Annotated in this window: 19 protein-coding genes and 8 pseudogenes; 16 read left to right on the top strand and 11 right to left on the bottom strand. The window is 70.3% G+C overall.

Annotated elements, in window-relative coordinates:
- Positions 1-245 precede the first annotated feature (245 nt).
- A pseudogene (locus AC068A_RS31965) lies at positions 246-575 on the top strand (Ku protein); the annotation flags it as partial.
- 506 nt (positions 576-1,081) lie between these two features.
- Here the strand turns inward: AC068A_RS31965 and AC068A_RS31960 are convergent.
- The 5 genes from AC068A_RS31960 to AC068A_RS31940 form a co-directional block, all read right to left on the bottom strand.
- On the bottom strand, positions 1,082-1,693 hold the full coding sequence (locus tag AC068A_RS31960) for a hypothetical protein (protein ID WP_478589763.1): 612 nt from the start codon (positions 1,691-1,693) through the stop codon (positions 1,082-1,084).
- A 786-nt stretch (positions 1,694-2,479) separates the two neighbouring features.
- Positions 2,480-2,743 carry a hypothetical protein gene (locus AC068A_RS31955; RefSeq protein ID WP_478589760.1) on the bottom strand — a complete coding sequence of 88 codons (264 nt, stop codon included), beginning with the start codon at positions 2,741-2,743 and terminating at the stop codon, positions 2,480-2,482.
- Positions 2,744-3,056: 313 nt separating this feature from the next.
- A complete protein-coding gene (locus tag AC068A_RS31950; protein ID WP_478589759.1) occupies positions 3,057-3,584 on the bottom strand; it encodes an RICIN domain-containing protein in 528 nt (175 codons plus the stop codon).
- Positions 3,585-3,893: 309 nt separating this feature from the next.
- Complete coding sequence (cutA, locus tag AC068A_RS31945) at positions 3,894-4,280, bottom strand: divalent-cation tolerance protein CutA (protein WP_478589758.1); 387 nt, start codon at positions 4,278-4,280, stop codon at positions 3,894-3,896.
- A gap of 295 nt (positions 4,281-4,575) precedes the next feature.
- Complete coding sequence (locus AC068A_RS31940; RefSeq protein WP_478589757.1) at positions 4,576-4,782, bottom strand: hypothetical protein; 207 nt, start codon at positions 4,780-4,782, stop codon at positions 4,576-4,578.
- A gap of 137 nt (positions 4,783-4,919) precedes the next feature.
- Here AC068A_RS31940 and AC068A_RS31935 point away from each other — a divergent pair, with 137 nt between their 5' ends.
- Entirely contained in the window at positions 4,920-5,309 is a 390-nt protein-coding gene (locus AC068A_RS31935; protein WP_478589756.1) for a hypothetical protein, read from the top strand.
- A 1,571-nt stretch (positions 5,310-6,880) separates the two neighbouring features.
- Positions 6,881-7,321 (top strand): hypothetical protein, encoded by a 441-nt coding sequence (locus AC068A_RS31930; RefSeq protein WP_478589755.1) that lies wholly within the window; start codon positions 6,881-6,883, stop codon positions 7,319-7,321.
- Here the strand turns inward: AC068A_RS31930 and AC068A_RS31925 are convergent.
- Positions 7,305-8,633 carry a serine/threonine-protein kinase gene (locus tag AC068A_RS31925; RefSeq protein ID WP_478589754.1) on the bottom strand — a complete coding sequence of 443 codons (1,329 nt, stop codon included), beginning with the start codon at positions 8,631-8,633 and terminating at the stop codon, positions 7,305-7,307. The two genes, AC068A_RS31930 and AC068A_RS31925, sit on opposite strands and share 17 nt — an antisense overlap.
- A gap of 426 nt (positions 8,634-9,059) precedes the next feature.
- Here AC068A_RS31925 and AC068A_RS31920 point away from each other — a divergent pair.
- From AC068A_RS31920 to AC068A_RS31880, 9 genes and pseudogenes are all read left to right on the top strand, one after another.
- A pseudogene (locus AC068A_RS31920) lies at positions 9,060-9,370 on the top strand (RHS repeat-associated core domain-containing protein); the annotation flags it as partial.
- 254 nt (positions 9,371-9,624) lie between these two features.
- Positions 9,625-9,819: pseudogene (locus tag AC068A_RS31915) on the top strand (DUF6233 domain-containing protein); the annotation flags it as partial.
- A 251-nt stretch (positions 9,820-10,070) separates the two neighbouring features.
- Positions 10,071-10,715 carry a DUF6461 domain-containing protein gene (locus AC068A_RS31910; protein ID WP_478589753.1) on the top strand — a complete coding sequence of 215 codons (645 nt, stop codon included), beginning with the start codon at positions 10,071-10,073 and terminating at the stop codon, positions 10,713-10,715.
- 715 nt (positions 10,716-11,430) lie between these two features.
- A pseudogene (locus tag AC068A_RS31905) lies at positions 11,431-11,503 on the top strand.
- Positions 11,504-11,569: 66 nt separating this feature from the next.
- Positions 11,570-12,715, top strand: coding sequence for a leucine-rich repeat domain-containing protein (locus AC068A_RS31900; protein ID WP_478589752.1), 1,146 nt, complete (start codon positions 11,570-11,572; stop codon positions 12,713-12,715).
- A complete protein-coding gene (locus tag AC068A_RS31895; protein WP_478589751.1) occupies positions 12,712-14,475 on the top strand; it encodes an ankyrin repeat domain-containing protein in 1,764 nt (587 codons plus the stop codon). The genes AC068A_RS31900 and AC068A_RS31895 overlap by 4 nt, the downstream gene beginning before the upstream one ends.
- Before the next feature lie 60 nt (positions 14,476-14,535).
- A pseudogene (locus tag AC068A_RS31890) lies at positions 14,536-14,747 on the top strand (AAA family ATPase); the annotation flags it as partial.
- Positions 14,748-14,823: 76 nt separating this feature from the next.
- Positions 14,824-15,162, top strand: coding sequence for a DciA family protein (locus AC068A_RS31885; protein WP_478589750.1), 339 nt, complete (start codon positions 14,824-14,826; stop codon positions 15,160-15,162).
- A gap of 716 nt (positions 15,163-15,878) precedes the next feature.
- Positions 15,879-16,997: pseudogene (locus tag AC068A_RS31880) on the top strand (IS110 family RNA-guided transposase); the annotation flags it as partial.
- Positions 16,998-17,045: 48 nt separating this feature from the next.
- On the opposite strand, the gene AC068A_RS31875 reads toward AC068A_RS31880, so the two are convergent.
- Together AC068A_RS31875 and AC068A_RS31870 are read right to left on the bottom strand one after the other, a co-directional pair.
- Positions 17,046-17,690 carry a response regulator transcription factor gene (locus AC068A_RS31875; RefSeq protein WP_478589749.1) on the bottom strand — a complete coding sequence of 215 codons (645 nt, stop codon included), beginning with the start codon at positions 17,688-17,690 and terminating at the stop codon, positions 17,046-17,048.
- Positions 17,678-18,841, bottom strand: a complete 1,164-nt coding sequence (locus AC068A_RS31870; RefSeq protein WP_478589748.1) for a sensor histidine kinase — start codon at positions 18,839-18,841, stop codon at positions 17,678-17,680. Before AC068A_RS31870 ends, AC068A_RS31875 begins: the two co-directional genes overlap by 13 nt.
- Before the next feature lie 159 nt (positions 18,842-19,000).
- Between AC068A_RS31870 and AC068A_RS31865 the strand changes: the two genes are divergently transcribed.
- Positions 19,001-19,582, top strand: coding sequence for an RICIN domain-containing protein (locus tag AC068A_RS31865; protein WP_478589747.1), 582 nt, complete (start codon positions 19,001-19,003; stop codon positions 19,580-19,582).
- Positions 19,583-19,600: 18 nt separating this feature from the next.
- Here the strand turns inward: AC068A_RS31865 and AC068A_RS31860 are convergent.
- Both AC068A_RS31860 and AC068A_RS31855 read right to left on the bottom strand, forming a co-directional pair.
- Positions 19,601-19,837: pseudogene (locus AC068A_RS31860) on the bottom strand (TetR-type transcription factor C-terminal domain-containing protein); the annotation flags it as partial.
- A 13-nt stretch (positions 19,838-19,850) separates the two neighbouring features.
- On the bottom strand, positions 19,851-20,480 hold the full coding sequence (locus AC068A_RS31855; protein WP_478589746.1) for a hypothetical protein: 630 nt from the start codon (positions 20,478-20,480) through the stop codon (positions 19,851-19,853).
- A gap of 344 nt (positions 20,481-20,824) precedes the next feature.
- On the opposite strand from AC068A_RS31855, the gene AC068A_RS31850 reads away from it, so the two are divergent.
- Positions 20,825-21,052 carry a DUF6207 family protein gene (locus tag AC068A_RS31850; RefSeq protein ID WP_478589745.1) on the top strand — a complete coding sequence of 76 codons (228 nt, stop codon included), beginning with the start codon at positions 20,825-20,827 and terminating at the stop codon, positions 21,050-21,052.
- Between the two features lie 96 nt (positions 21,053-21,148).
- Positions 21,149-21,745, top strand: coding sequence for a dihydrofolate reductase family protein (locus AC068A_RS31845; RefSeq protein WP_478589744.1), 597 nt, complete (start codon positions 21,149-21,151; stop codon positions 21,743-21,745).
- A 532-nt stretch (positions 21,746-22,277) separates the two neighbouring features.
- Here the strand turns inward: AC068A_RS31845 and AC068A_RS31840 are convergent.
- Positions 22,278-22,573: pseudogene (locus tag AC068A_RS31840) on the bottom strand (ISL3 family transposase); the annotation flags it as partial.
- Positions 22,574-22,641: 68 nt separating this feature from the next.
- Here AC068A_RS31840 and AC068A_RS31835 point away from each other — a divergent pair.
- Positions 22,642-23,070, top strand: a 429-nt coding sequence (locus tag AC068A_RS31835; protein ID WP_478589762.1) for a protein kinase domain-containing protein, incomplete at its 3' end; no start/stop codon positions are given.

The following is a 23,070-nucleotide window of genomic DNA, read 5'->3' as shown; positions in this document are numbered from 1 at the left end:
CAACGGCTGCGCCGCGTTCACCAGCAGCCGGATCAGCGTCCCCAGATCCGTACTCGACGTCCGCGACTTCGACATCAGGTTCGTCAGGACCGAAGCCCCCATGTCGAACTTCACCGCTCACACTCCCCCACACAGATGAATGATCGAAAGTGTGCCCGCTTTGATCAACTTGCCTCGCTGCAACCACTTATGGGACCGCAACTGTGACAAAACCATGACAATCCGCAGAACGACACACCTGCAGCATGCGGCGCCGGCTTCGGCATCAGCGTCGGCACCGTACCTGCCTGCGTTCCCACGACGGTGCAGCACCTGGCCCGCCCCACGGCCAAGGATTGGGATCGTCAGCTTCGTCCCAGCGGCATCCATCAACCCCGCCGCCTTCGGAGCCGGCGCCCACCACATGGCAGCCCCGGACCCCCATCGCCGCCCGGCCGTACGTCCTCCTGCGCGAGGCCCTCGGCCGCACCAGCCGCGTGGCCGTCGCCGAATTCGCCTTCCACCAGCGCGAACTCCTCGGCCTGCTGCGTGTTGTCGGCGACGTCCTGGTCCTGCACGGCCTCCGCTGGCCGGACGAGATCCGCGAGGCCGAGGTCCCCGCCCCCACCGTGGACGTCACCGAGGACGAGGTCCAGGCCGCCGTCGCCCTCGCCGACGCAATGACCACCGACACCCTCGAAGGCATCCGCGACGCCGTGGAGAAACTCCTTACGGCCAAGGCCCACGGGGAACGCACACAGGCCCCCGAGGCACCCGCCCCGGTAATCGACCTCATGACAGGCCGGGCAGTCGCCCATGGGGAGGGCGGCCGTGGGGGGGGGGGGGGGGGGGGGGGGGGGGGGGGGGGGGGGGGGGGGGGGGGGGGAGGGGCGGGGGGGGGGGGGGGGGGGGAGGGGGGGCCAGCCGGCGGGGGGGGTGGTCTCCCCCCCCCCCACTGCCGGCCCCTATGCCGCGGAGATGCGAATGCTGCGCCGTTCAGCCCAGGCCGCGACCGTGCCTCCGGCGCCGCGGCGAGTGAGGGGGCAGCATGGGAACCGGAGTCCGCCCGGAAGCCCTTCGCACGTCGCCCGGGCGGACCGCTTCATACAGCTGTTGGTGTCAGACTCATGGCGGGGCCGTATCCGGGCCCCTGGCTTGCAGCAGGGTTGCCGACTGTCCTGATCCGCGTGTGCTCTTTCACGTCATCCTCCGCTTCGGAAACTACCTCGCCTGCCGTGACCGGCACGTGGAGCTCACGAAACCTATGCGGGCGAAGAACGGGATCGATCTCAGCCAGGAGTTCGTGCAACTGACGAGCGCCTTGGGCAACGCGGTCGTCAGCGTCCTGCGACATCTCCTCGCACAGCCGTATCACGTTGTCCCGATCGTCGGAGAAGATGCTGAATACATCGACGATTGCGGTGTGGATCCAATCGCTGTGGTTCGGGTTGGCGACCGCCAGTGCGGACGCGACTATCGTCAGCCCGACCCTGTCCTTTCGCCGAAGCAGGGCTTCCGTTGTCAGCCTGGTGACGAAGGTGTCACGCGGATCGAGCACAAGCTCAAGCAGCAGCCCGAAAGCCTCCGGCACGTCGGCGAAACCTGCCAGGCCGTGACCGGCATCGGCCCGGTCCCGGTAGTCGTGACTTCGCCCGAGCTCGCCGAGTGCCACAACAGCGGCATGCCGCAAACCCCTGTCCACCTGGCTTGTCACCCCTCCCATGATTTCCGAGCAAAGTACCACCGAGGTGCCTGACGAGTGATCGACAGGACAGGCCCCAGTAACTCGCGAGATCCCCCGACCGACCTTGAAGGTGCAGAGAAGCCACACCCCCACATGCCGATATGAGGTCGGAGCCTCCCGCTCTGCATAGCCTGTGAGGCCCTGCGGAACGCGCAGCAGCGGAGCTGAGCGTGTCCGTACTGCCGCCCGACCTCCCGCGTCTGCGGACCCTGATCACCTACCTGCGCGGAGAACTCATCCGGGCAGAACAGGCCCTCGCGGCCGCCGAGGAGCGGGATGCGCTTGCCGCCCGTCGGCGGCCGCTGCCGGAGCCGCCCGCGTGGCTGATCGAGCGTGGCATCGGCGTCGGTTGGCCGCCGGTCCAGGTCCATACCGGCGACTGCTGGGCCGGCGGCAAACGCACCGCCCCCCGGGCGGGAGTTCCTTCCACCTGGTCTCGGGGAGGTCGGGAGCTCGGCGCGGTAGCCGTCGGCCGCCCAGTCGTGCACGGCGTGCAGTGCGGGCCAGGGGACGGCGGTCGGGATGGTGTCCTTGGCGGTGAGCGGGCCGTCCCGCAGTTTCCCTTGGCCCTTCCCGGCCGGGGCCGAGATGAGGCGGAGCCAGCCGCGGCCGGAGGGGGCGGAGAGGGTGCGGTCCTGGTGTCCTCACACCTGCCGTCCACTGTCGTGCTGCTTGAGGCCGAGGTGTGCGCATGGGCGTGCGCGGCGGTCATGCGGTCTCGGGTGGGCGGTGCAGGTGTGGGGAACACGCGGGGTGTTACCTCCGGGTGAGGGCTGCGACGTCGCAGGAGATGAGGTCCTGGGCGAGCCTGGCGGCCTGATCGAGGGTGAGGCCGGAGCTGGCGGCCAGCTCGCCTAGGGTCACCCCTTGCCCCTCGATAAGCGGGGCGAGGGAGTCAGCGGTCTGTGCGTGCAGGGTCCACTCCTGGCTGGCGGCGCGGAAGACGATGCCGCCGTCGGCCACATGGTAGGAGGCCCGAGCCGTCGTCAGGCGCAGCTTCAGGGTTTCGTCGGCGGGCACGGTGTCCGGGGAAGGCCAAGGTCGACGGTGGTCTGCTGGGTGACTCGGCAAGCCGGATCGCGAGGTCGCCCGCAATGCCAGCGACGTCGTTCGGGAGCGGGGGCAGCAGCGGAGCTACCCGCTCCCACAGGTCGTCTGGAACAAGATCAGCACGCACCCGGGTGCCTTGCCGACCAAGATCGCCGAGCGCAATACCCACGGCTCAACTCATCCAGGAACGACCCGTTACCGGGAGTGCGGGGCCGTTGGGCGCGTAGGGCGCACCGGAGATCAGGCGGCCCAAGGGTGAGTGGCCGCGCCTGTCGTGGTGGCGTTACGACGGGTAGGAGATGATGTTCTCTTCGGCGCTGTCGTAGCAGCCGTACAGGCGGGCCTGGGCGCCCTGGTAGAGGCCACCCCAGGAATTGACGCAGTTGGCGGAGGCGACGCGTGGCTGCATCTGCCTGCCGTTGCCCTTGTAGACCCAGTTGAACTGGGTGTCACCTACGGAGCCCGCGGAGCAGGGGTAGAGGCGCATGTGGTTGCCGGTGACGTCGCCTCCTTCCCAGTTGTTCAGGCACAGCACGCGGCCCTTGGGGTCGTTGCTCTGGGATGCCTGGACCTGGAAGTGGGTGGAGTCCGTCTGCCACAGCCACCACTGCTGAGCGGGAGTGCCGTTGCAACCCCAGAGCTGGACCGTGGCACCGACAACGAAGTTGCCGCCAGAGACGTCGAGGCAGTAGCCGTTGGAAAACTTGATCGGTCCCCAGCTGGAGCCAGCGTGGGCGGTGCCAGTGCCGAGGGTGGCGGCAAGCAGCGGCGCTGCGGCGACGGTGACGATCTTGGCTATGCGGTTACGCATAGTGATGTTCCCCCGATTGATTAACAGATTGTTGATGGTGACCATAGTTGATCTTGAGCGGAAGCAGGCCGTCCTCATCGCCATCATGACCGGCCGGTGCTGGGCCGAACTCCGCCAGCCCCTGCGGGCCATCCCCGCTCTGGAGGACGCTCTGTCCCGGTATGACGACACCCACGCCCGGGACAAAGCCCTGTACCTGTCATGGCTGGCGTCGGCCTACCTCGATGCGGGCGAGGTCGAGCACGCAGCCGCGCTCGCGTGCTGGACCCGACGGCCTCGCGTCCGCCCGCCCCCAAGCCCGCGCCACCGTCATGCTCCGCCGGCTCTCCCCGCACCGCTCCCTCGCAGCCGTCGGCACGCTCCTGGACCGCGCACACCCGTAGCGTGGCCCGGCGGATCCACTCCAGGTAGTCGGCCCGGCCCGCAAGGATGTCCACCGCGATCACCCACCTCCGGGGAGTCGTAGGGGTGGCCATCCACCAAGTGCTTCTCCAACGCCTCCCGCCGGTCAGCCGTCGTACGGAACACCACCTGGCACTCCGAGCCCTCCGCGACCTCACCATGATGCCGGTACGTCGTCTCCACCGGACCACTCACCTGCCCCGACGCCGCCAACCCGGCCACCGCCGACCGCGACAACCGCCGCGCCGTATCCTGACGGTCTGCCGTCGTCAACACGATCAAGAAATCCGCCATAGCCCGCACCCCCACCCCAAAGACCGGTACCACCTGGGAGCCGACGCGTATCGGACCTGAGACAGGAGCATTCCGGCATCACGGGACGAGGCAACAACATCTACTCAGGCAACAGACACCCGCCTCACGCGCCAGATCCCAGTGCGCACCGCTCCCGGTTCCCCTCGTCCGCGATGTGCGTTGCGGCGATCAGGTCGGAGTCGCGGCCGTCGGCGTTCCCGGCATGGCACCGAGCGCGATTGTCGTCGTCGAAGGACGGCAGGTAGGACCGGCCTCGGGCGGGCGGGCTGACCGCTCACACACGAGTCTGCAGCACCTGCCCCGGCCAGAACGACCCATCCGACCGCAGCACCTCGAACTCCAGGGTCGCGGTGAAGCCCAACTCCTCGTACTCGCGCACCAAGCGGCCGTCCTCGCCGGTCCAGCAGTGCGTCCGGAGCAGCCGCGCACCCCGCCTGGCGGCCGCGACCTGTTCCACGGTGAGGCCCGAACGCTCGGCCAAGGCCCCGAGGGTCAGGCAGGCGCCGGACACCAGGGCCTCCAAAGCTGGGCGGACGGACGGGTGGGGGCTGTCAATCGAACTCGATTGACAGCCCCGTGACCGGAAACGATCAGCAGCTTCTCTGCGATAATCGATGGGTGAGCAGGCAAGAGTGGGACGCGTTGACCAAGTGCGAGGAAGCCTTCTTGGTCAATTCGTACGAGATCGACATCCTGGCCGGTGTCTGGGGGGATCTCGACGATGCCGACCGCTCCCGGCCGGTCACGGAGCTCGCAGGGATCTTGCTCCCTCTCATCGACCGTGGGTGGATCGAGGTCCGTCGCGTCGCGCCCTGGGTCTCGCCGTCCGGGGAGACCGGCTTCCAGCCGGGCGAGCTGGTATGTCGGGATCAGCTTCCGGCGGTTCTCGAGGACGCCGCCAACTGGGAGTATCCCGACGATGGAAACTGGATCGGCGCGTTGACCCTGGTCGAGACCGAGGCGGGAATGAGGATCACTCGTCGCTCTCCCGAGGAGTTGGCCGGGTAGGCCGCCCCAAACAGGAACCTCAGGTCGCCACCAGTGGCCGGCCGCCCCAGCAGGCCCCCGGGGGCGCATCAGTGCGGGCGCCCAGGGTGGTGGAAGGACCGATGCCGTCGCCCAGGCTCACGCAGCCGCGGAGAGTATGGCTCGCGCTGACACGACACCCGTGCAGGCGAGCCGGAGCCCTCAGGTGTATCCGAAGAGGCAGGCGATGACGGGGATGGAAGCTCGCCCGACGTCGCCGGCTCCGCCGGAGCCGGCAACCTACTACGCCGGGTAGTGACCACCGCTGCAACCCCGCTCATCATCCCGCCCAATGCAGAAACCGCCGCCACAGACACACTCGCCCACTCAGCCCCCGCATCAGACGCTTGAGCAGTCGCAGGCGTAAACGGATCCGACCCGCGAGGCTGCGTTGGCCCTGGGCTGTCCAGATCCGCCGTAGTGTCCAGCCCCGTCGTCGGCGGCGGCTCACTTTCCACTACCGAAGATGCCGGCTCTGCTGCAGGCGGGGAACTGGGTGCCGATCCGTTGAATGTGTAAAGGGCAAGGATCAACGCCGCCAGCCCCAGCCCGACGATCGCACCTACCCACAGCCACCACACACGCCTCTTCACGGTGCCCACGGTCGGTCAACTCCTTCGGCACCCTCTGCCGGGATGCATCAGTACAAGCCGCCTACGGCGACCAGCAGGATGGCAAGGCGTCGGGTGTTGGTGATCATGCGGGTGGCTCCTGGTTCGGGTGCAGCAGACGGGCGCTGTGTGGCATTCCTCCGCCAGCCGGTGTGACTCCATTGCGCCCCGGAGGCACCCTCCCGGTCACGGTACGAGTACTCGGGGCTTGACAAGCCGAAGGCGCTGCCGACCTCGGGCACCCTCGCCCGGCGGAGACGACGCCCCGCTCCCGCAGACCGCCGGCGGACGAGCGCGTGCACCCCAGAGCACCTCGTCCTACACGCCGTACCGGCCCGCAGGTCGCAGCGCCGGACTTCTTGGCGCGTTGGCCCTGCCAGAACAGTGACCGATGGGTACCCAGGAGCACGACTGCAAGGTGTACCGGCCGCTGCGGCGGGCCGGCCTCGAGGTGATCCCGAACGCGGTGCCGGACGGCACGATGCCGTTCCTCGCGGGAGCGCGGTGAGCTGACGTCCGCACATGTACGCCTGGCCGCCCAGGTGTTGGGGAAGTCAGAGCGGACCGTGTGGCGGTGGCTGGCCGCAGCCAGGGAAGATCACCGTTTCGCCCGGATGGAGGCCTCGCACTTCATTGTCACCACGGAAGTAAGGCGGCTGCTGGCACTGTGGGGCGGCAACGCCTCCCGCGTCCACGCCGAGCTGGTACAGCGGGCAGCCGAAGACCCGGACGCGCCTCCCCGCCGTCGCTCTCCACACTGCACCGGGCGATCCGACGGGACCTGACCCGCGGCGAGCGCGCAGGACTCAAGAACGGGGAAGCCGCCCGGCGCGCCCATGACGTGTTCGGGCAGCGGCCGGCGACCCACCGCAACGCCCGATGGGAGGGCGACCACAAGCACGTGCCGGTCGAAGTCGACGTGGAGGGCGTGCTGGCCACCCCATGGGTGACCTGGTTCATCGACTGCGCGACCAAAGCCATCACGGGGTCGCGGTCACCGCGCACGCACCGATCCGGGACGCGGTGCTGGCCTTCCTGCGTATCGCAATCACCCGCACCGAGCCATTCGGTCCGGTAGGCGGGCTCCCCGGCCCGATCCGCGTGGACCGCGGCAAGGAGTTCCTGTGCGCAGCGGTCACCGCCGCGATGGGCGCATTCGCCGTACCCGTAACCGGCCTGCCCGCCCACAGCCCGCACCTGAAAGGCACCATCGAGGCACTCAACGACGCGGTGGAAGAGATGTTCCTGGTCTCACTCCCCCGCTACACCGGCCGCCAGAAACTCACCGGCGGCCACAGGTCCTCCCGCGATGAGTTCTTCGTCGCATCGGCCGCCTCGGCCCCCGCGTCAACCCCTCGGCCGGGCGTCAGCGCTTCAGCGTGACGCACAGGTAATCGGCGATGAGGGGGACCGGCCGGTGCCCGGCCGGGCACCGGTCGTCGCGGAAGCCACGCGGCGCCTTGCTCTGCACCTCGTACAGGACCCCGGCCGACCAGCAGGGGACCGCGACCCACACGCCGCGGTCCTCCCGGACGGCGTCCTCCTCCCAGAGGTCGAGGTGTACGCAGTCGCCGGGGGCGGCCTGCGCCGCGGGGTCGCCCGTGTAGTGGTTGACGAACTCGGCGGCACCCGGCACCCAGCCGTACATCAGCAGAGCGGCCACCACGGCGCCCACGCCATAGAGCCCCCGGCGGGCCACCGCTCGTACCGGGTCCGGGTCCCCGCCCGAGGCCGGATCCCCACCGGATTCGGCGCCCTCGACACGGGTCTGCACCCGCCCGCGCGGACGCGCCGCCCCGTCGGCCTCGGCGTCGGCCCGCCTCGGCGCCGAGGCCGACGGGGGCGTCTTCGTCCCCTCCTGCGCCTTCGCCCGCTCCGGCGCCGCGGCCAGCAGCGCACGGGCCTGCGGGATCGTGGCGCGGTCGGCCGGATCCTTGGCCAACAGGGCCTCGATGAGGGGGCGCAGACGGCCAGCCCGGCGCATCGGCGGGGCCTCCTCGTACGCGACCGCGTGCAGGGAGGCCACCGCAGTGTCCCGCGCGAAGGGCGAGACGCCCTCCACGGCCTCGTACAGCGTCGCGCCGAGCGCGAACAGGTCGCTCGCGGCCCCGGCCTGCTCGCCCCGGGCGCGTTCTGGCGCCAGGTACGGGGCCGACCCGATGACCAGGCCGGTGGCGGTCAGCCCGGTGCCGGTCTCGAAGGCCGCGATGCCGAAGTCGGCGAGCAGGATCCGGCCGTCGTCCGTGACCATCACGTTGGCCGGTTTGAGGTCGCGGTGCACGATGCCCTGCCCGTGCGCGGCCGCGAGGGCCTCCAGGAGCGCCGCGGCGAGCCGGGCCGCGGCACCGACCGGCAGCGGGCCGTCCGCCAGGCGCTGCTGGAGGGTGCCGCCCGTGACGAGCTGCATCACGATCCACGGCCGCCCGCCCTCGCGGACCACGTCATGGACGGTGACGATGTTCGGGTGGTCGCGCAGCCGTGCCGCGCTGAGGGCTTCCAGCTCGGCCCTCTTGAGGATGTCCGAGCGCTCCCTGGGCGGCAGTCCGGCCGGCAGCCATAGCTCCTTGACGGCCACGTCGATGCCGAGCTCGCCGTCGTACGCCCGCCAGACCCAGCCCATCCCGCCACTGCCGACGCTGCGCTCCAGCCGGAAGCGGCCCGCGATCACATCGCCCTGCCGTGCGCCCTCTACCACTGTCCCCCCGATCGGCACGGTGCGGCGTTCAGGATAGAGCGGCCGCACGGGCATGCGAAGAGGACCGGCCACAGCGCGTACGGGCATGCAAAAAGCCCGAACAGATCGAAGCCCGGGCCCTGCAGCCGGCCAACCAGTCACCGCAGCGAAAACCTACCGCCAGCTACACGACCGCGCCCCGGACAGTCCTCTCCTGCCCTTCATCAACACCCGCCACGGCCAAGAACTCTCCGCACACGCGACCGCGATCCACTACACCCTGAGCCCCACCACAACACCCGCCCCCAACCCCCGACACCCCAGCCGTCCCATCTCCGCGAAGCGTCACTGTGCTCACTGAAGACTCACCCGAGACGGCGGACATCAGACCACCCGCGGCACCAGCATCGCCATCGGCGAGCGGAGCGAGCAGCACAGCCCTGCGGTCTGATAGGCACGCCGAGGGAGCTGGTCGGCGAGGACGGGAAGATCGCATGGCGCACCCGCTCGATGGTATGGGGCGCCACCACCTGGAACCGGGACACGACGGCCTATACGCCACTGCGCTTCCCGGGCCAGTACTTCGACGCGGAGTCGGGCCTCCACCACAACTACTTCCGCGCGTACGACCCGGAGACGGCCGCTATTTCTCCCCAGACCCGCTGGGCCTGCGCCCGGTTTCACCCAATCCGGTCGCGTACGTCGGCAATCCGCTCACATGGTTCGACCTGCTCGGTCTGGCCCCGGCCCCGGGCTGGGACTGCGAAGAGCTCGAAGAGATCCAGAAGGCCAAGGGGCGCCTTCCACGTCTTCACCCCGCCGACGATGAGCGCCGGCCCCATGACGGCGATGCCGAGGTCAGCGGTGGACGGAAGGTCGACGACCTTGTGTATCCAGCCCCACTCCGTGCCGAAGAGGGTCTGCGAAGCGAAGCTGACAAGCCCCTGGGCTCCTACGACGTAGCCGATGCCACGGGCGCGGCGGGGACGAGCACGTACCCCGCGGACGGGCTGCAACCGTCCACGCCGAGGAATGCCGGCTGGCCGCCGAGCAGGCGCGGCCTCTGACCACCATGCAGGCGCTGGATGCCCTGGCGCGGCCGGGGACGGCGGCGTGTACCGGGTGCGACGCCGCCGAGGTCCTGCTCCCGATCCTCCGCCACGGTCAGGACGAGGCGGGGCGGGAAGAGGCAGACCGGCCTCCCTGACCTGAAGCGGCCGCCCCGTCCGGAACACTCGCACACCGCCAACACGCCAGTTGCCCGTCCCGGGCGGGGGAATGGGTGGGGTGCGCCTTGGATCTTTCACGAGCCGCGTTCGCCGTCAGGTCGCCGCGCACGGGGCGAGGTCGTTCCCGCATGCGGCACTCCGTCCCGGACGCCAGTGCCTGCTCCGCCACAGGGAAGTCCCAGAGGCACGACACCCCGCGTTGTCAGAGGGACAGGCCAGGATGGGCGTCATGACAGACGGAACGACCTGGCTTGCCGCTCCCCAGTCCATCGCCTTCGGGGGCTACCACGTGGTGCTCGCACGCGGGCTCACGCCGGGTGAACTCGCCAACCGCCTTGCGGAGAACGTGGACGGCACGCGATGCATCGCGGTGGCGGTCGGGGAGCACACTGGCGACTCCCTTGAGGAACTCCTGGACGACGCCTTCGGTGACCCCTTCGCCGGAATTGGCCTGCGCCTCGGCCGCGCGGGGGACTGGGTATACGCGGTCGCGTACGGAGGCTGGCAGGGCGAGTTCGGCTCTCTGGAGCAGGTCTCACGCGGTGATGTTCACGCCTGCCTTCTGGAGTACGAGGAGGAGAACGGCAAGCCGGTGCCACCACAGTTCGAGTACGCCCACGACGGCCGCTTGCTGAGCGCGTGCAACCTGCACCTGGATGCTTCGTGGGGCTATCAGGGGGTCGCAGGCGACCCTGCGACGGCCGCCTGCCTGCAGGATCTGCTGACCGCCGCCGGCCTGCCCAACCCTGAGCTGGACCGCAGGGAGGTCCACCGCATTGCGCTGCGGGTCGTCGAGCGGTTCCTCGGTCTCTCGCTGCCGAAGGACCCGATTGTGAACGGCACCCTGCCAGCCGTCATGCTGGAACCAGCGTAGGCGCCACGCAGGCCACCCAGAAACGAATCCCGAGGGCGTACCGGATCGGGTCCCCCCTTTGGCAGACGACACCTGGCGGCGGCGCCGAGCTGGCGGAGTCTGCCATCACGATCGGTGGGATGTCGGCGATGGCTTCGATCATGGCGGTGTTGCAGGCTGCTCGGGCCGGAAGACCGTGGCGCCGGAGTGTGTCCGCAAGGCCCCCCGCCGGCAAGGAACGCCTGCGCGCCCCCTCACTGCCAGGATGGCCTGTGGGTGACCCCAGGGGGTGCCTCGCGAGGGCTTGAGCGCTCGGCGTGGGCCCGTGCCGGTGCCGAGACCGGCCCAGTAGTCGTCCAGGACGCGACCGGGATACTCGTCGTCGGCGAGACGGTACAGGTGGACTTCGGTCTCCTCACTACAGCGCTCCGCACTCCTCCGCGACGAGCGCGAAGAACTCTTCGGGCGTGCGCGTCTCGGTTCCCCACCACGGCTCGCCCAGGGATGCCAGTTGGACTCGGTGCACCGCGCTCAGGGCACGCGCATCGGACAGACGGACAGGGCTCGAAGCGGCGTACGCATGCGTCATTCCCGAATTCTCTCAGCGACCCGCGCCCGGCCGGGCCGGCCCGAAGCCCGGCGCGGCTTCCGGAGGAACCCGGCTGCCGGGGGCGGCCCCGGGTGTCCGCACTCGTGATCGATTTCCGGCCACCGGGCCGGTATGATCCGCAGCGGCAAGGCCGTAGCGCAGAGGTCGTCGCGCCCACGCATCAAGCTGGAGGACGTCGGTTCAAATCCGACCGGCCTTGTCACCCATGCCTTTCGTACGTTTCGTTGTGGACGCCGGTCACCGGCGAAGGACCGGTGGAGCGGTGATGACCCAGCCGATAGCCGTACGGTGCCCCGCGATCGAGCACCCGGACCTGCCGCTCGCCGATCCGGCTGCGCTGCATCCGCTGCTCGCGCGGCTGGCGGACGACCGGCCAGTGACGGAGGATGAGACGTACCCGCTGGGCACGCTGCGCGCCGACGGTCGCCTCGACCTGTGCAAGCAGGGGCTCGGCCCGGCCGGTGCCGCGCGCCTGCTCCCCGTCGCCGCCGCCTCGCCGCACGCCGCCCACCTGCTGCTCGGTACCAACTCCCTCGGCGACGAAGGCGCATCCACCCTCGCCGGGGTGCTCTCCGGAGATCCCGGCCACGGCCTGCACACCCTCTACCTCGGCTGCAACCGGATCGGCCCCGACGGCGTCGCCGCGCTGGCCGAGGCCCTGGCCGACGACGGCTCCGTACGGGCCCTCTGGCTCAAGCGGAACCCGGTCTTCACCCCGGGCGCCCGCACCCTGGCGGAGCTGCTGCGCCGCAACACCGCCCTGCGCACCCTGGACCTGGTGAACACCGGCCTCGGCGCCGAGGGCGTACGCCTGCTCCTCGAAGCCCTGACCGGCCGTGAAGCGCCCCTGGAGCGGCTGTTCCTCGGCGGCAACGGCCTCGGCCCGGACGCCGCACCGCTGCTCGCTGCCCTGATCCGCGAGGCCGGCGTACGCGAGCTGTACCTACCCGCCAACCATCTCGGCGACCAGGGTGCGGCCGTGCTGGCCGCCGCGGCCGCCGCGGACCCCGACCGTCCGGTGCGCCTCGGGCTCGGCGGCAACGGCATCGGCCCTGACGGGGCCCGCGCGCTGGCCGACGCCCTCGGCGCCATCGCCTCCCTGGACCTCGGCCGCCCCATGTCGGAGCGCAGCCTCGGCTCGCCTCCGAACGCCACCAGGGACTCCGGCGCCCAGGCCCTCGCCGCCGCCCTGCCGGGCAGCCCGCTGCGCCGCCTGGAACTGCGCCACACCGGCCTCACCGGCCGCGGTGCCAAGGCGCTGCTGGCCGCCGTCCCCGACGACTCACCGCTGGAGTACGTGGGACTGGGACCGGGGCTGCCCCGCCGCGTCAAGCGGTCGTTCGCGCAGCGGCTGAGGCCCGTCGGCGCCGCCCACCCCGACCTGCGTGCGATCGGCAGCGTGTACCGGTGAAACAGGCCCCTCTGCCCGGCGGGCTCGCCGCCGAGGACGTACCGGTGTGGCAGCGCATCCGCCGCTACGCCGTGCCCCGTTGGATGATCGAGCAGGCGACAGAGCACCGGCTGGCCGGGGACTGGCGGGCCGCATGCGCGGCCGCCGCGGTCGACCCGGCCTTCGACCTCGACGACCTCGCCTCCCGCTACGGGGCCGAGGTCGCCGAAGCCGTGGCCGAGGACCTGCGCCACCTCGCCCCGGACCTGATGCGCTGGCACCTGCCCCGGCTGCTGGGCGGCCGTACGACGCTGGCCCCCGATGGGCGGATCCTGCTCGCGCGCTACGGCACCCCCGCCGGCTCTTCCGGGGAAGTGACGCTCTTCGTCACCACCCTCCCGATGATCGAGGGGTCTCAGCGGCTGCGGCTGCAGTGCGCGCTGGTCGGCGCCGTCTTCTCCGGGAGCGCCGACGACTGGTCGCGGGCCCGGTACCTCTGGGACGCCCGGTACGCGCCCGAGCTGCGCGCGCGGCACACCGGCGGAGCGGACCGGCTGCCGTTCTTCCACACCGACGGCACGCCGATCACTGCGGAGGAGTACCCGGCCGAGGACCCCGGGGCCGCCGACCCGGCGGCGCGGGCCGAGTGGGTCGCGGTCCTCCAGGCTCGCGGTGAGCAAATCGAGGCGTTCCGCACCGCGGGGATCGAACTCGACCTGACCAGGCCCGAGGCGCGGCCCGGCCACTACTACTCGGTCGACTTGACACGGACGATCGAGGAGGCCCGGGTCGACGCCTGCCGCATGGCCGCCGAAGTCCGCCGCCTGGCCGCGGCCGGCGTGGCCGACCGGTTCCGGATCCCGCTGGACTGGGACTGGTACTTCCTGCTGGACGCGTCCGGGCGCGCCGAGGACCCGCTGCCCGTCACATTCGTCTTCCGCGACACGGTCGGCGACGTGCCGTCCTTGCACGATCGCGCCTGGAAGCCCGATCCCGACCTCCACCTGGTGCGGGCCGGCCGCATCACGCCAGGCGAATTGCACCCGCTGGTCGCCGCCGCCCTGTTCCCGCAGGCCGGCCCCGCCGACGGCCCTCCCGTCCCACAGGCTCCGGCTCCCGTCCGGGTGCGCTGCCATGGGGAATGGCACAAAGTGCGCTTCAGGGACGGCGAACTCGACATGCCGCACACCCCGCAGGAGCGGCAGCGCGAGCAGGCGCTGCGCGCCTTCGGCGGTGGCGTCGCCGGATGCTTCGCCGCACAGCGGAGCGTCGTCACGGGCGAGGGCCGGCTGCCGCGCGCCCTGCGCGAGCAGCAGCGGGAGCTGATGCTGCGGGCCCAGCACGGCGACACCCCCGGTGTGCTCGCGCTGCTGGACGCGGGAGTCGATCCCCGGCTGCTCCTCCCGCGGAAGCGCAGCCTGCTGCACGTGCTGCACCTCCTCGATCACGAGGTGCTGCTGCCGCGGCTGCTCTCGGCCGGCCTCGACCTGGAGGCCAAGGACGACACCGGCTGCACCCCGCTGCTGACCGCGGTGACCTACGGCGGATCGGCAGACCTGGTGCGGGCGTTCCTCGCGGCCGGCTCCCGCATCGACGTGGTCGACTATGCAGAGTGGTCGCTGTCCCAGCTGATCCGCCGGTTCAAGCGCACCGACCTCGCGTTCCTCCGGGAGCGGGCCGATGAGGAATTCCCCGACATCGGCGGCGACTGGTACGAGGACTTCCTGGCCGACCGGGAGTTGGAGGAGGAAGCCTACGACGAGGACGACGACGAGGAGTAGGGCGCATGAACAACGCGCCCGAGTCCGGCGAGGCCGCCGACACCCCCCGCCCCCGGTCCGCTGGCCTCCGCCGACGCCCTCAATCAGTGCCCGGCTGAGCACGACCCGTACCGAGCCCGCCACCAACCCCCAACTGGAGGCCCCGGCCCTGGCCGTGACGGCCAACCAGCCGGTGCTGCTGTGGGGCGGAGCCCTGCATCGGCAAATCGGCGGGCATGGAGCAGCTGGCCGCCGGGCTCGGCATCCCGCTGAAGACGGTCATCGCCAGCGTGCGTCCTCGGCAACGGAGCTGCGGGGGCTCCTACCATCACGCGGCCGGGCGTTCACGGGCCCGCGCAGACGAAATCCGTGGTGCGCCAACGGGTCAAGGCACCACAGCGAAGGGTGCCCCCAAGACGCCCGGCCACCCGGCCAGGTGCCACCCCAGCGGAGCAACCCGCCGGCGTCCCCCACCGCCACACATCCGAGGAAGTCCCTGCGTCGGAGCATCACGATGTCGGGCCCGAGGTCGCGGGCAACGTCCGGCCATTGGGCCTCGACGCCCACGGGGCCCTGCACGTCGCCTGTTCCAGCAGAGCTTGGGAAAAGCAGGTCACCCTGCTGAAGAAGCCGATCACCGTGCGCCTGAACGCGGTCTTGGAGCCCCATACGGTCAGCGCCGTGCTCGTCGACCTCAGGAACGGCTGATCCCCACACACGCTCGCCCTCCCGGCACGACCACCCTCGCACTCCGCAACGCGGCCATGCACTGACCACACCGCCGAGGATCGGACGCGGTTCCTGCCCTGGCGCAGACGTCGCCGCGGCAGTGCAAACGGCGGGCGGTCCGGGGCCGGGCGGGACGCCCGCATGTGGCCGGACGTAGGGGCACATCAGTGCACCGGTTGGGTCCGCCGACGTGGTGCGCACGAGGGTGTGGCGCATCGCCAGCAACCGTGGTCCCCTGGTCGATCCCCATTACCATCCTGTCCAACGAGCTCACCGGCATCGCAGACCCATCGGCTGACCTTGAGCGTGCATGATACGAACGCGCTTGTGGGAATGGTGTTTTCGGGGTTGTCGCCGTTGGTCATCGAGGATGTGGCGGACGGTGGCGAGATAGTCCGGGTTACGGCTCGGACCCGGAATGTTCCCGTTCCCTGTCCGGTGTCGCCACGGCAGCAGTGGTGCTGCCCGGAGCACGCGTGTCAGATTCCGCTTCTTCCCTGATCCCTCCGGGACCCCCGCCCGGCGCGGCCGCCGCGTGGAGGGAGTACGGCATGGCCCGGCAGGACGTGAAAGACGAGGTCATCCATCTACGCTCTGCGGCAGTGGACCTGGGCAAGCGCTTCCTGCTCGCCTGCACCCGCGTCCCCGGTTCGAAGAGGCCTGGCAGCTGGAGCCTGTAAACCGAACGGTTCGGCACCACCCTGTCCGAGATCCGCAGACTGTTGGCATGGCTGGTGGAGGCACGCGTCGAGGTGGTCGTCATGGAGGCCGCCTCGGACTACTGGCGGAGTGTCTACTACATGCTCCAGCCGCACCTGAACCTGATGCTCGTCAACCCTGCCCATCTCAAGGGCATCCGGGGCCGCAAAACCGACCCGAGCGACGCGGCATTCCTCGCCCGGGCGGGAGCGTCCGGGATGGCAATGGGCTCCTTCGTCCCAGACCGGGAGATCCGCGAACTGCGAGACCTCACCCGTCGCCGGACCGAGATCGTCCGCGCCGCCGGTCAGGAGGCCCAACGGCTGGAGAAGGAGCTCGAGGACACCGGGATGAAGTTCACCTCGGTCCTCAGCGACGTCGTCGGCGCCACCGGCCGCGCCATCCTGGAGGCCCTGATCGCCGGCGAGCGGGACTGCGAACGTCTTGCGGACCTGGCCTGCGGCAAGGCCCGCAACAAGATCCCGGCCCTCGTCGAAGCGCTGGACGGAGAGTTCAGCGAACACCACGCCTTCCTGGTGCGGCACTACCTGGACGAGATCGATCGCCTCAAGCAGCTCGTCGCAGTCTTCGACGCCCGGATTGCATCGATGCTGGCCGAGCGGGAGCAGGACCTGGACAACCTCGACACCATCCCAGGTGTCGGTCGGCTCGCTGCCGAGGTCATCATCGCCGAGACCGGCGGCGACATGGCCCAGTTCGCCTCCGCCCAGCACCTCGCCTCCTGGATCGGCGTCTGCCCCGGGCAGAACGAGTCAGCCGGAGTGAACAGATCCGGACGGACCTGCCCGGGCAACAGCGACATCAAACGCCTGCTCGGAACAGCCGCCATGGCCGCGATCAGAGACAAGACCTCCTACATCGCCGCCTTATTCCGCCGCATCTCCGCCCGCAGAGGCGGCAAACGAGCCCTCGTCGCCGTCATGCACAAACTCGCCATCGCCATCTGGCACGTCCTACGCAGCAAGGCCCCCTATCGCGACCTCGGCGCCGAGTACTTCGCCAAACGCGACCCCGAACGCGCCATGCGCCGCATGACCAAGGAGGCCAACAGCCTCGGACTGACCGTCCGCTTTGAACCCATCACGGTGGGCTGACCTGCATCGTCCACTCTATTTTCGTGTCAGACCCTCCAAGATCCGGGGTCAAGCCCCCTCAGGACCCAGCCCGTCCTCCCGCACCCGCAGCGCCAGGTCGATCTTCGTGTACGTCGGACGGCCCACCTGCTGGTACTTCTCCTTGACCCGGTCCAGGTAGTACTTGGCGGTGTTCGGGGTGACGCCGGCCCGCCGCGCGGTGGCCTTCAGGGTGAGCCCGGAGGCGTAGTCCAGCAGCACCTGGAGCTCCCGCGGCGCCAGCTGCGGCCGGGCGGGGCCGATGTCGTGCGCCCAGGCGAAGGCCAGCTCGGCGGAGTGCGCCGTACCGCCCCCGGCCACCGTCTCCACGGCGCCCACCAGCGTCTCCAGCGAGTGGTCCTTGGTGAGGTAGCCGTCCGCCCCGGCCGCCACCGCCCCTACGATCCGGGCCCGGTCCGCGACCGTACTGATCACCAGCACCCGACTGCCCGCCGCGCACAGCCGCCGGACGTTCTCCTCGGGGACGGAGCCGTCGCGCAGCACCAGGTCGAGCAGCACCACGTCGGGGGGCGGACCGCCCACCGCGAGCAGCGCGTCCACCGTCTCGACCGCGGCCAGCAGCCGTAGCCGCTCCACCCCGGCCAGCCAAGAGCGCAGGCCCTCGCGCAGCATCCGGTCGTCGTCGACCACGGCCACGGTGATCACGCGGGCCACCGCAGCTCCACGCTGGTGCCCTCGCCAGGGGCGCTGTCGACCTCGGACCGCCCGCCTATCTCGGCCAGTCGGGCGTGGATGGAGCGCCGCAGCCCGGTTCCGGTCCCGTCCGGCGTACCGCCCATAGGGGCTGCCGGGTCGAAGCCTGCGCCCCGGTCCACCACCGTGACGGACACGCCCCCGCCTGCCCCGACGGCCGTCAGGAAGGCCTGTCCGGTCCCGGCGTGGCACCGTACGTTGTTCAGCGCCTCGGACACGGCGGCCGCCAGCGCGGTGGCCACGGGGCGGGGCACCGGCGGCAGTTCGTGGTACTGAGCTGTGACCTTCAGGCCCAGGCACTCGGCCGAGCGCACCGCCTCCTCCAGCGCGGCCCCGACTGCCACCTCCGCCGCCTCCGCACCTGTGCCCTCCGGGGCGTCCTCGCGCTGGATCAGCCGCCGCAGGTACGCCGCCTCGCGGGCGCACCGCTCGCGCACCAGGGGCGCGTTGGCGTCCACGCGGCCGGCGGCAATGGTGGTCAGCGTGGCCAGCACGGTGTCGTGCAGGGCCCGGTGGTGCGCGATCCGCTCCGCCTGCCGGGCCCGCGCGGCCTCGGCGGTCAGCGCCCGCTCCTTGGCCTCGTCCAGCTGGGTGCCCTGGCGGCGCAGGTACCACCAGAAAACCCTGGCCATCACGGCCGAGGAGACCACCGAGTTGAGGTGCCCGACGAGCGCGGACCCCGGAGCCGCCTCCGGCCCGATCACCCACAGGTACGCGGCGAGCGTGGTGCCGAGCAGGAGCAGTACGGCCCCCACGGCCGGCCGCGGCGCCAGAGCGACGCCCGCCGCCGCACTCACCGACCCGCCCAGCAGGAACAGCCATCCGTACACCGCCACTTCGGTGCCCCCGGGCACCCAGCCACCGCCCGACCGCGCACCGGTCGCCACGCACACCAGCAGCGGCACCGCGCACCCGGTCACCAGCACGTCGGCCCACACCCAGCGCCGGTCGAACCAGCCCCTGGCGTACGCGTTCCCGTACAGCCACACACTGGACGCGAGGATTCCGCCGAACACCGCCCAGGGCAGGACCTCGCCCGGCGCCTTCCGCAGCACCGCCAGGAGGCCCGCCGTCAGGTGGCTGGCCCGGTACAGACCGGTCGCCAGCATCATGAACCGCTGGGCACGCTGCAGACCCGAGCCCACCCTCACCACAGCCTCCGCAGTGAACACACCCCCCTGAAAGGGTGGGTACCGGAGGCTCAGTGGATCTCGGTAGCTTCTCCGGCGTCAAGCTCGTCCCCGGTCACTTGTTTCCAGTCAGGAGGGAACGTGGCGCAAAAATTCCGCCGGTTCGGCAGTGGTGTCATAGCCGCTCTCACGACGTTGTTCGTCATGCTGCTGCCGACGTCCGCGCAGGCCGCGGAGAACCCGACGATCCGCTACAGCACCACCCCGTACAACGCGCCCATCTACGAGGTGCGGGCTGGGTACAGCTGGCAGTGCCTCGACATCCGGGGCGGGTCCACCAGCGCCGGTGCCATCATCCAGAGGTACGACTGCAAGGGTGCGCTGCACCAGCGCTTCACCTTCCACAGCGTGGGCAACGGCAACTTCGTGATCGGCACCTGGGGCGGCGCGCGCTGCCTCGGCGCGCAGGGCGGCGGCGTCTACCAGGGCGCTTCCCTCATCCAGACGGACGGCTGGGGCTGTGCCACCTTCACGTGGGTCTTCCAGGGCGGTGAGAAGGGTGACCACTGGGAGTTCCAGGAGGTGGGCACCGGGCTGTGCCTGCACGACACCGGCCGCCGCTCGCCCGTGACCTTCGGCGCCTGCAACGTCAGCGGTGTGCCCTGGCCCACCATCTGGGTGCCGCGCTTCGACAGGTACTACAACTACGCCCAGATCGGCTAGCAGCTCCGCGCGAAGCCGCTACACCGCGGTGCGGAGGCCGTCGAAGGCAAGTCCTACGACGGCCTCCGCCAGCCGTCCGGCGTCCCCGCGGGACTCCGGGTGCGGCCGGTACCACTCCACCAGCGAGTCGACCATGCCGAAGAACAGCCGGGTGGCGAGCCGGATGTCCGCGTCCGCCCGCAGATCGCCCTCGGCCTGCGCCGCGCCCAGCAGGTCCGCGACCCGGTGGTCGACCTCGCGGCGCCGCTCTAGCGCCAGCAGCCCGGGTTCACGCAACTCCGTCGCTCAGCGGCGAATCCCACCGCGGATCGTGCGAGGGCCTTCGCATGAGGTGGCCCAGCAGGTGCTGCGCCGTATCGGTGGCGGTCTCGTCCGGCGCTCCGGCCGCAGTCAGGGCGGCGCTGATCTTGGTCAGTGCCACAGGCGGTATGTCCAGGTCGTTGAAGAGGGGAAGGACCAGGAGGAGTCGTGCGGCCGTGGCCTGGACCCCTTCGGCCACGCAGGATGGAGTGTCGGCGATTCGGACCAGTTCCTGCCATGTCAGCCCGCTCCCCGACAGGTGACCTTCCCAGTTGGCGATCTGCTGGGCGCAACTCCGGCCTGGGTGGGTCAGCAGGTAGTCAATACCGTAGTCGCCGACCAGATTGCGGTAGATCACTACGGCTCCGGGACCGTCGGCGGCGGGCACCCGGAAGACAGGCCAACGCTCGGGGTCGAAGCGCGTCTCGGATAAGGCGTCGCAGTCAGCGCCGTCATCGCCGAACCACTCCGGAACTGCACGCTCAACACACGTCCCATCAGCACACATGGCCGTGAGGTGGTTCGACCAGAAGCCCGGACGGCCCAGCAGCGGCTCCCCAGCGACCAGCGGGCCGTCGTCGTATCCCTGAATCAGCACGCCGAAAGAGTGCCACCAGCCACTGACACAGCCCGATGCGAGCTCGGTCGGCTGGGCGTGAGCCGGAGGCTGAGCACAGGCTCGGTTCGACAAGGACCGAAGGCCGGCGAGCCAGGGCGTGTCACTCACCAGGGAGGTGACTGGGTTCCGGTGAGCTGGGCGGTAACGTGCGGTGGGGAGGTTGTGGTGAGTCACCGGTGACTCACCATCTGGGGTGTTGTCCACCTGTGATGTCCCCGCCACTGATCACAAACACTGCCCGTGGACACCGCCCTCGCCAGGTTCGGGCGTGGCGCCGTCACCGCTGGCGAACCGCCGGGCTCCGTCGTGCTGTCGCAGGGGGCATGAAGCCGATCGACGAGCAGCACATCGCGGAGCCCGGCCTGGTGGTGCTGGACATCACCGGCGGGGACGAGGACACCGTTAGGGCCGTCATGGCCACGCTGGAGGAACGCTGGGTGGCTCTGTCCACTTCAAGTGACAGCGTTTGTCGGTTGGTTCGAGCAGCAGCAGAGCCCTGGATTTCGGGCGAATGTTCACGACATTTGACGGCACGGTGCTCACGTCGTTGAACGGGTGCCATGATCATTCAGCGGCCTCGCACCTCGGCACGCCATCCGGCGGCCCGGGCTGCACCGCAACAGCGTGAGCAACCGAAGGGACCCGGCATGCGCAGACTCGTCCACTACATCGCCACCACTCTCGATGGCTTCATCGCAGGCCCGGACGGCGGGGACCCCACCGGTCCGAACGGCTTCTGGCCCATACCGGAGGACTACATCCAGCACCTCGTGGCCGAGTACCCAGAGACACTGCCCGTCCAGGCCCGGCAGGCACTGTCCGTCACGGCGAGGGGCACGCACTTCGACACTGTGCTCGAGGGGCGGCGCAGCTACGAGATCGGTCTTGCGGCCGGAATCACCGACGCCTACCCGCACCTGCGTCACCTGGTATTTTCCCGGACCCTGACCGAGAGCCCGGACCCGGCCGTCGAATTGGTCGCCGATGACCCGGTGGCGAGCGTGCGCGAGCTCAAGCAGCAGGACGGCAAGGACATCTGGCTACTCGGCGGCGCCGAGCTTGCGGGCTCCCTGTACGCCGAGATCGACACGCTGATCCTCAAAGTCGGTCCCCTGACCATTGGCGACGGGATCCCGCTGTTTTCCCGCAAGGCCGCCTTCGACCCGCGCACCTGGACACTCGCAGACCACACCGTCCTCAAGAGCGGCGCGGTGTTCCTCACCTACACGCGCGTCAGCAGCTGAGCGCTCCGGGCGGCGCTTGTGCGAGGCCAGGCGCGGGCGCGCTCAGAGACCTCACGCAGGCGCCGCCGTGGCCGTATGCCACGGCCATAGACGGCTGCAACGGAAGTGAATACGGCCGGGGGCGACCCGAGCCGGCCGCCTGCTCGACCTGAGGCATCTGCGGCATGACCAGACCCTTTCACCGAGAACACCGCGATGCTGTCCTGGCAAGCACCCCAGTGCCGTCACATCTCGTGAACACCGCCCGACCGTCGATCTGGGTGCCTCCCAAGCCGATGAACAAGTGGCGGCGGGCTTCGGCGAGCAGGTGACGGCGGACGAACACGCCGTGCATCACTTACGACCTTGGGTGAAATTGAGGTCGGGGTGTGACGGCCTGGCGGTACGGCTGGTGGGTGATCAGCAGATGGCGTCGCGGGCGAGGACGAGCTCGGTGCCGCCAGCCGGTCGATGACGTCGGCGCCGTACGCCCGGATCGCCGACTTCCGCCAGTCGGCCGCGCAGCTCGGTCAGGGATGTAGCAGCCCTACTCCTTAATCTCCCGGAACAGCTGGAAGACTGGGACGGCGGGGTCCTCGGCACGGCGGGCGCGCAGATGATCGCGGTAGGAATCGACGAGAGTGGGCCGGTACTGCGGTGCCCGGCGCAGGCCCTCGGGCTCGGGGACTCGTGCGTACCGCTTGACAGTGTTCGGGGCCAGGTTCAGACGCCGGGCGATTCGAGCAGGCCCATGCCCTTGCCGAGCAGGTCGTGGACCTGGTCCAGCGCTCGCGGGCGGTCTGCGCGCACGCCCTCGGGCCGGGGCGGGTTGGCCGTGGACCAGCACGCCATCTGGCAGATTCGCACGGGCACGCGGGGGTAGGCTGCCGGAACTTGGGCGCAGACGAGGGGGCATTGTGGCCGGGCAGACACAACCAGGACGTCTGATCAGCGGGCGGTACCGGCTGGAGTCCGTTCTGGGAGGCGGGGGTTTCGGACGGGTCTGGAAGGCTCACGATGAATCTCTCGAGGTGGATGTGGCGGTGAAGGAGGTCTGGCTCCCGCCGGCCACCTCTGACGAAGAGCATGCGCAGCGGCTGCGACGCGCCGAGCGTGAGGCACGCAGCGCTGCCCGGCTGCGGTCGCATCCGCACATCGTCACCCTCCACGACGTGGTGATCGAGGATCAGGCGCCGTGGATCGTCATGGAACTCGTGGACGGCGGCACCCTCGCTGAGCAGATCCTCCGGGATGGCCCCTTGGGGGGGGGGGGGGGGGGGGGGGGGGGGGGGGGGGGGGGGGGGGGGAGAAGGGAGAGAGACGAAAAAACGGACATGGGGGACGGA

The sequence above is a fragment of the Streptomyces sp. NPDC043854 genome (genome assembly GCF_056436005.1).
Note: the sequence above shows the minus strand (reverse complement) of the source record. Positions and strands in the feature narration are given on the sequence as shown.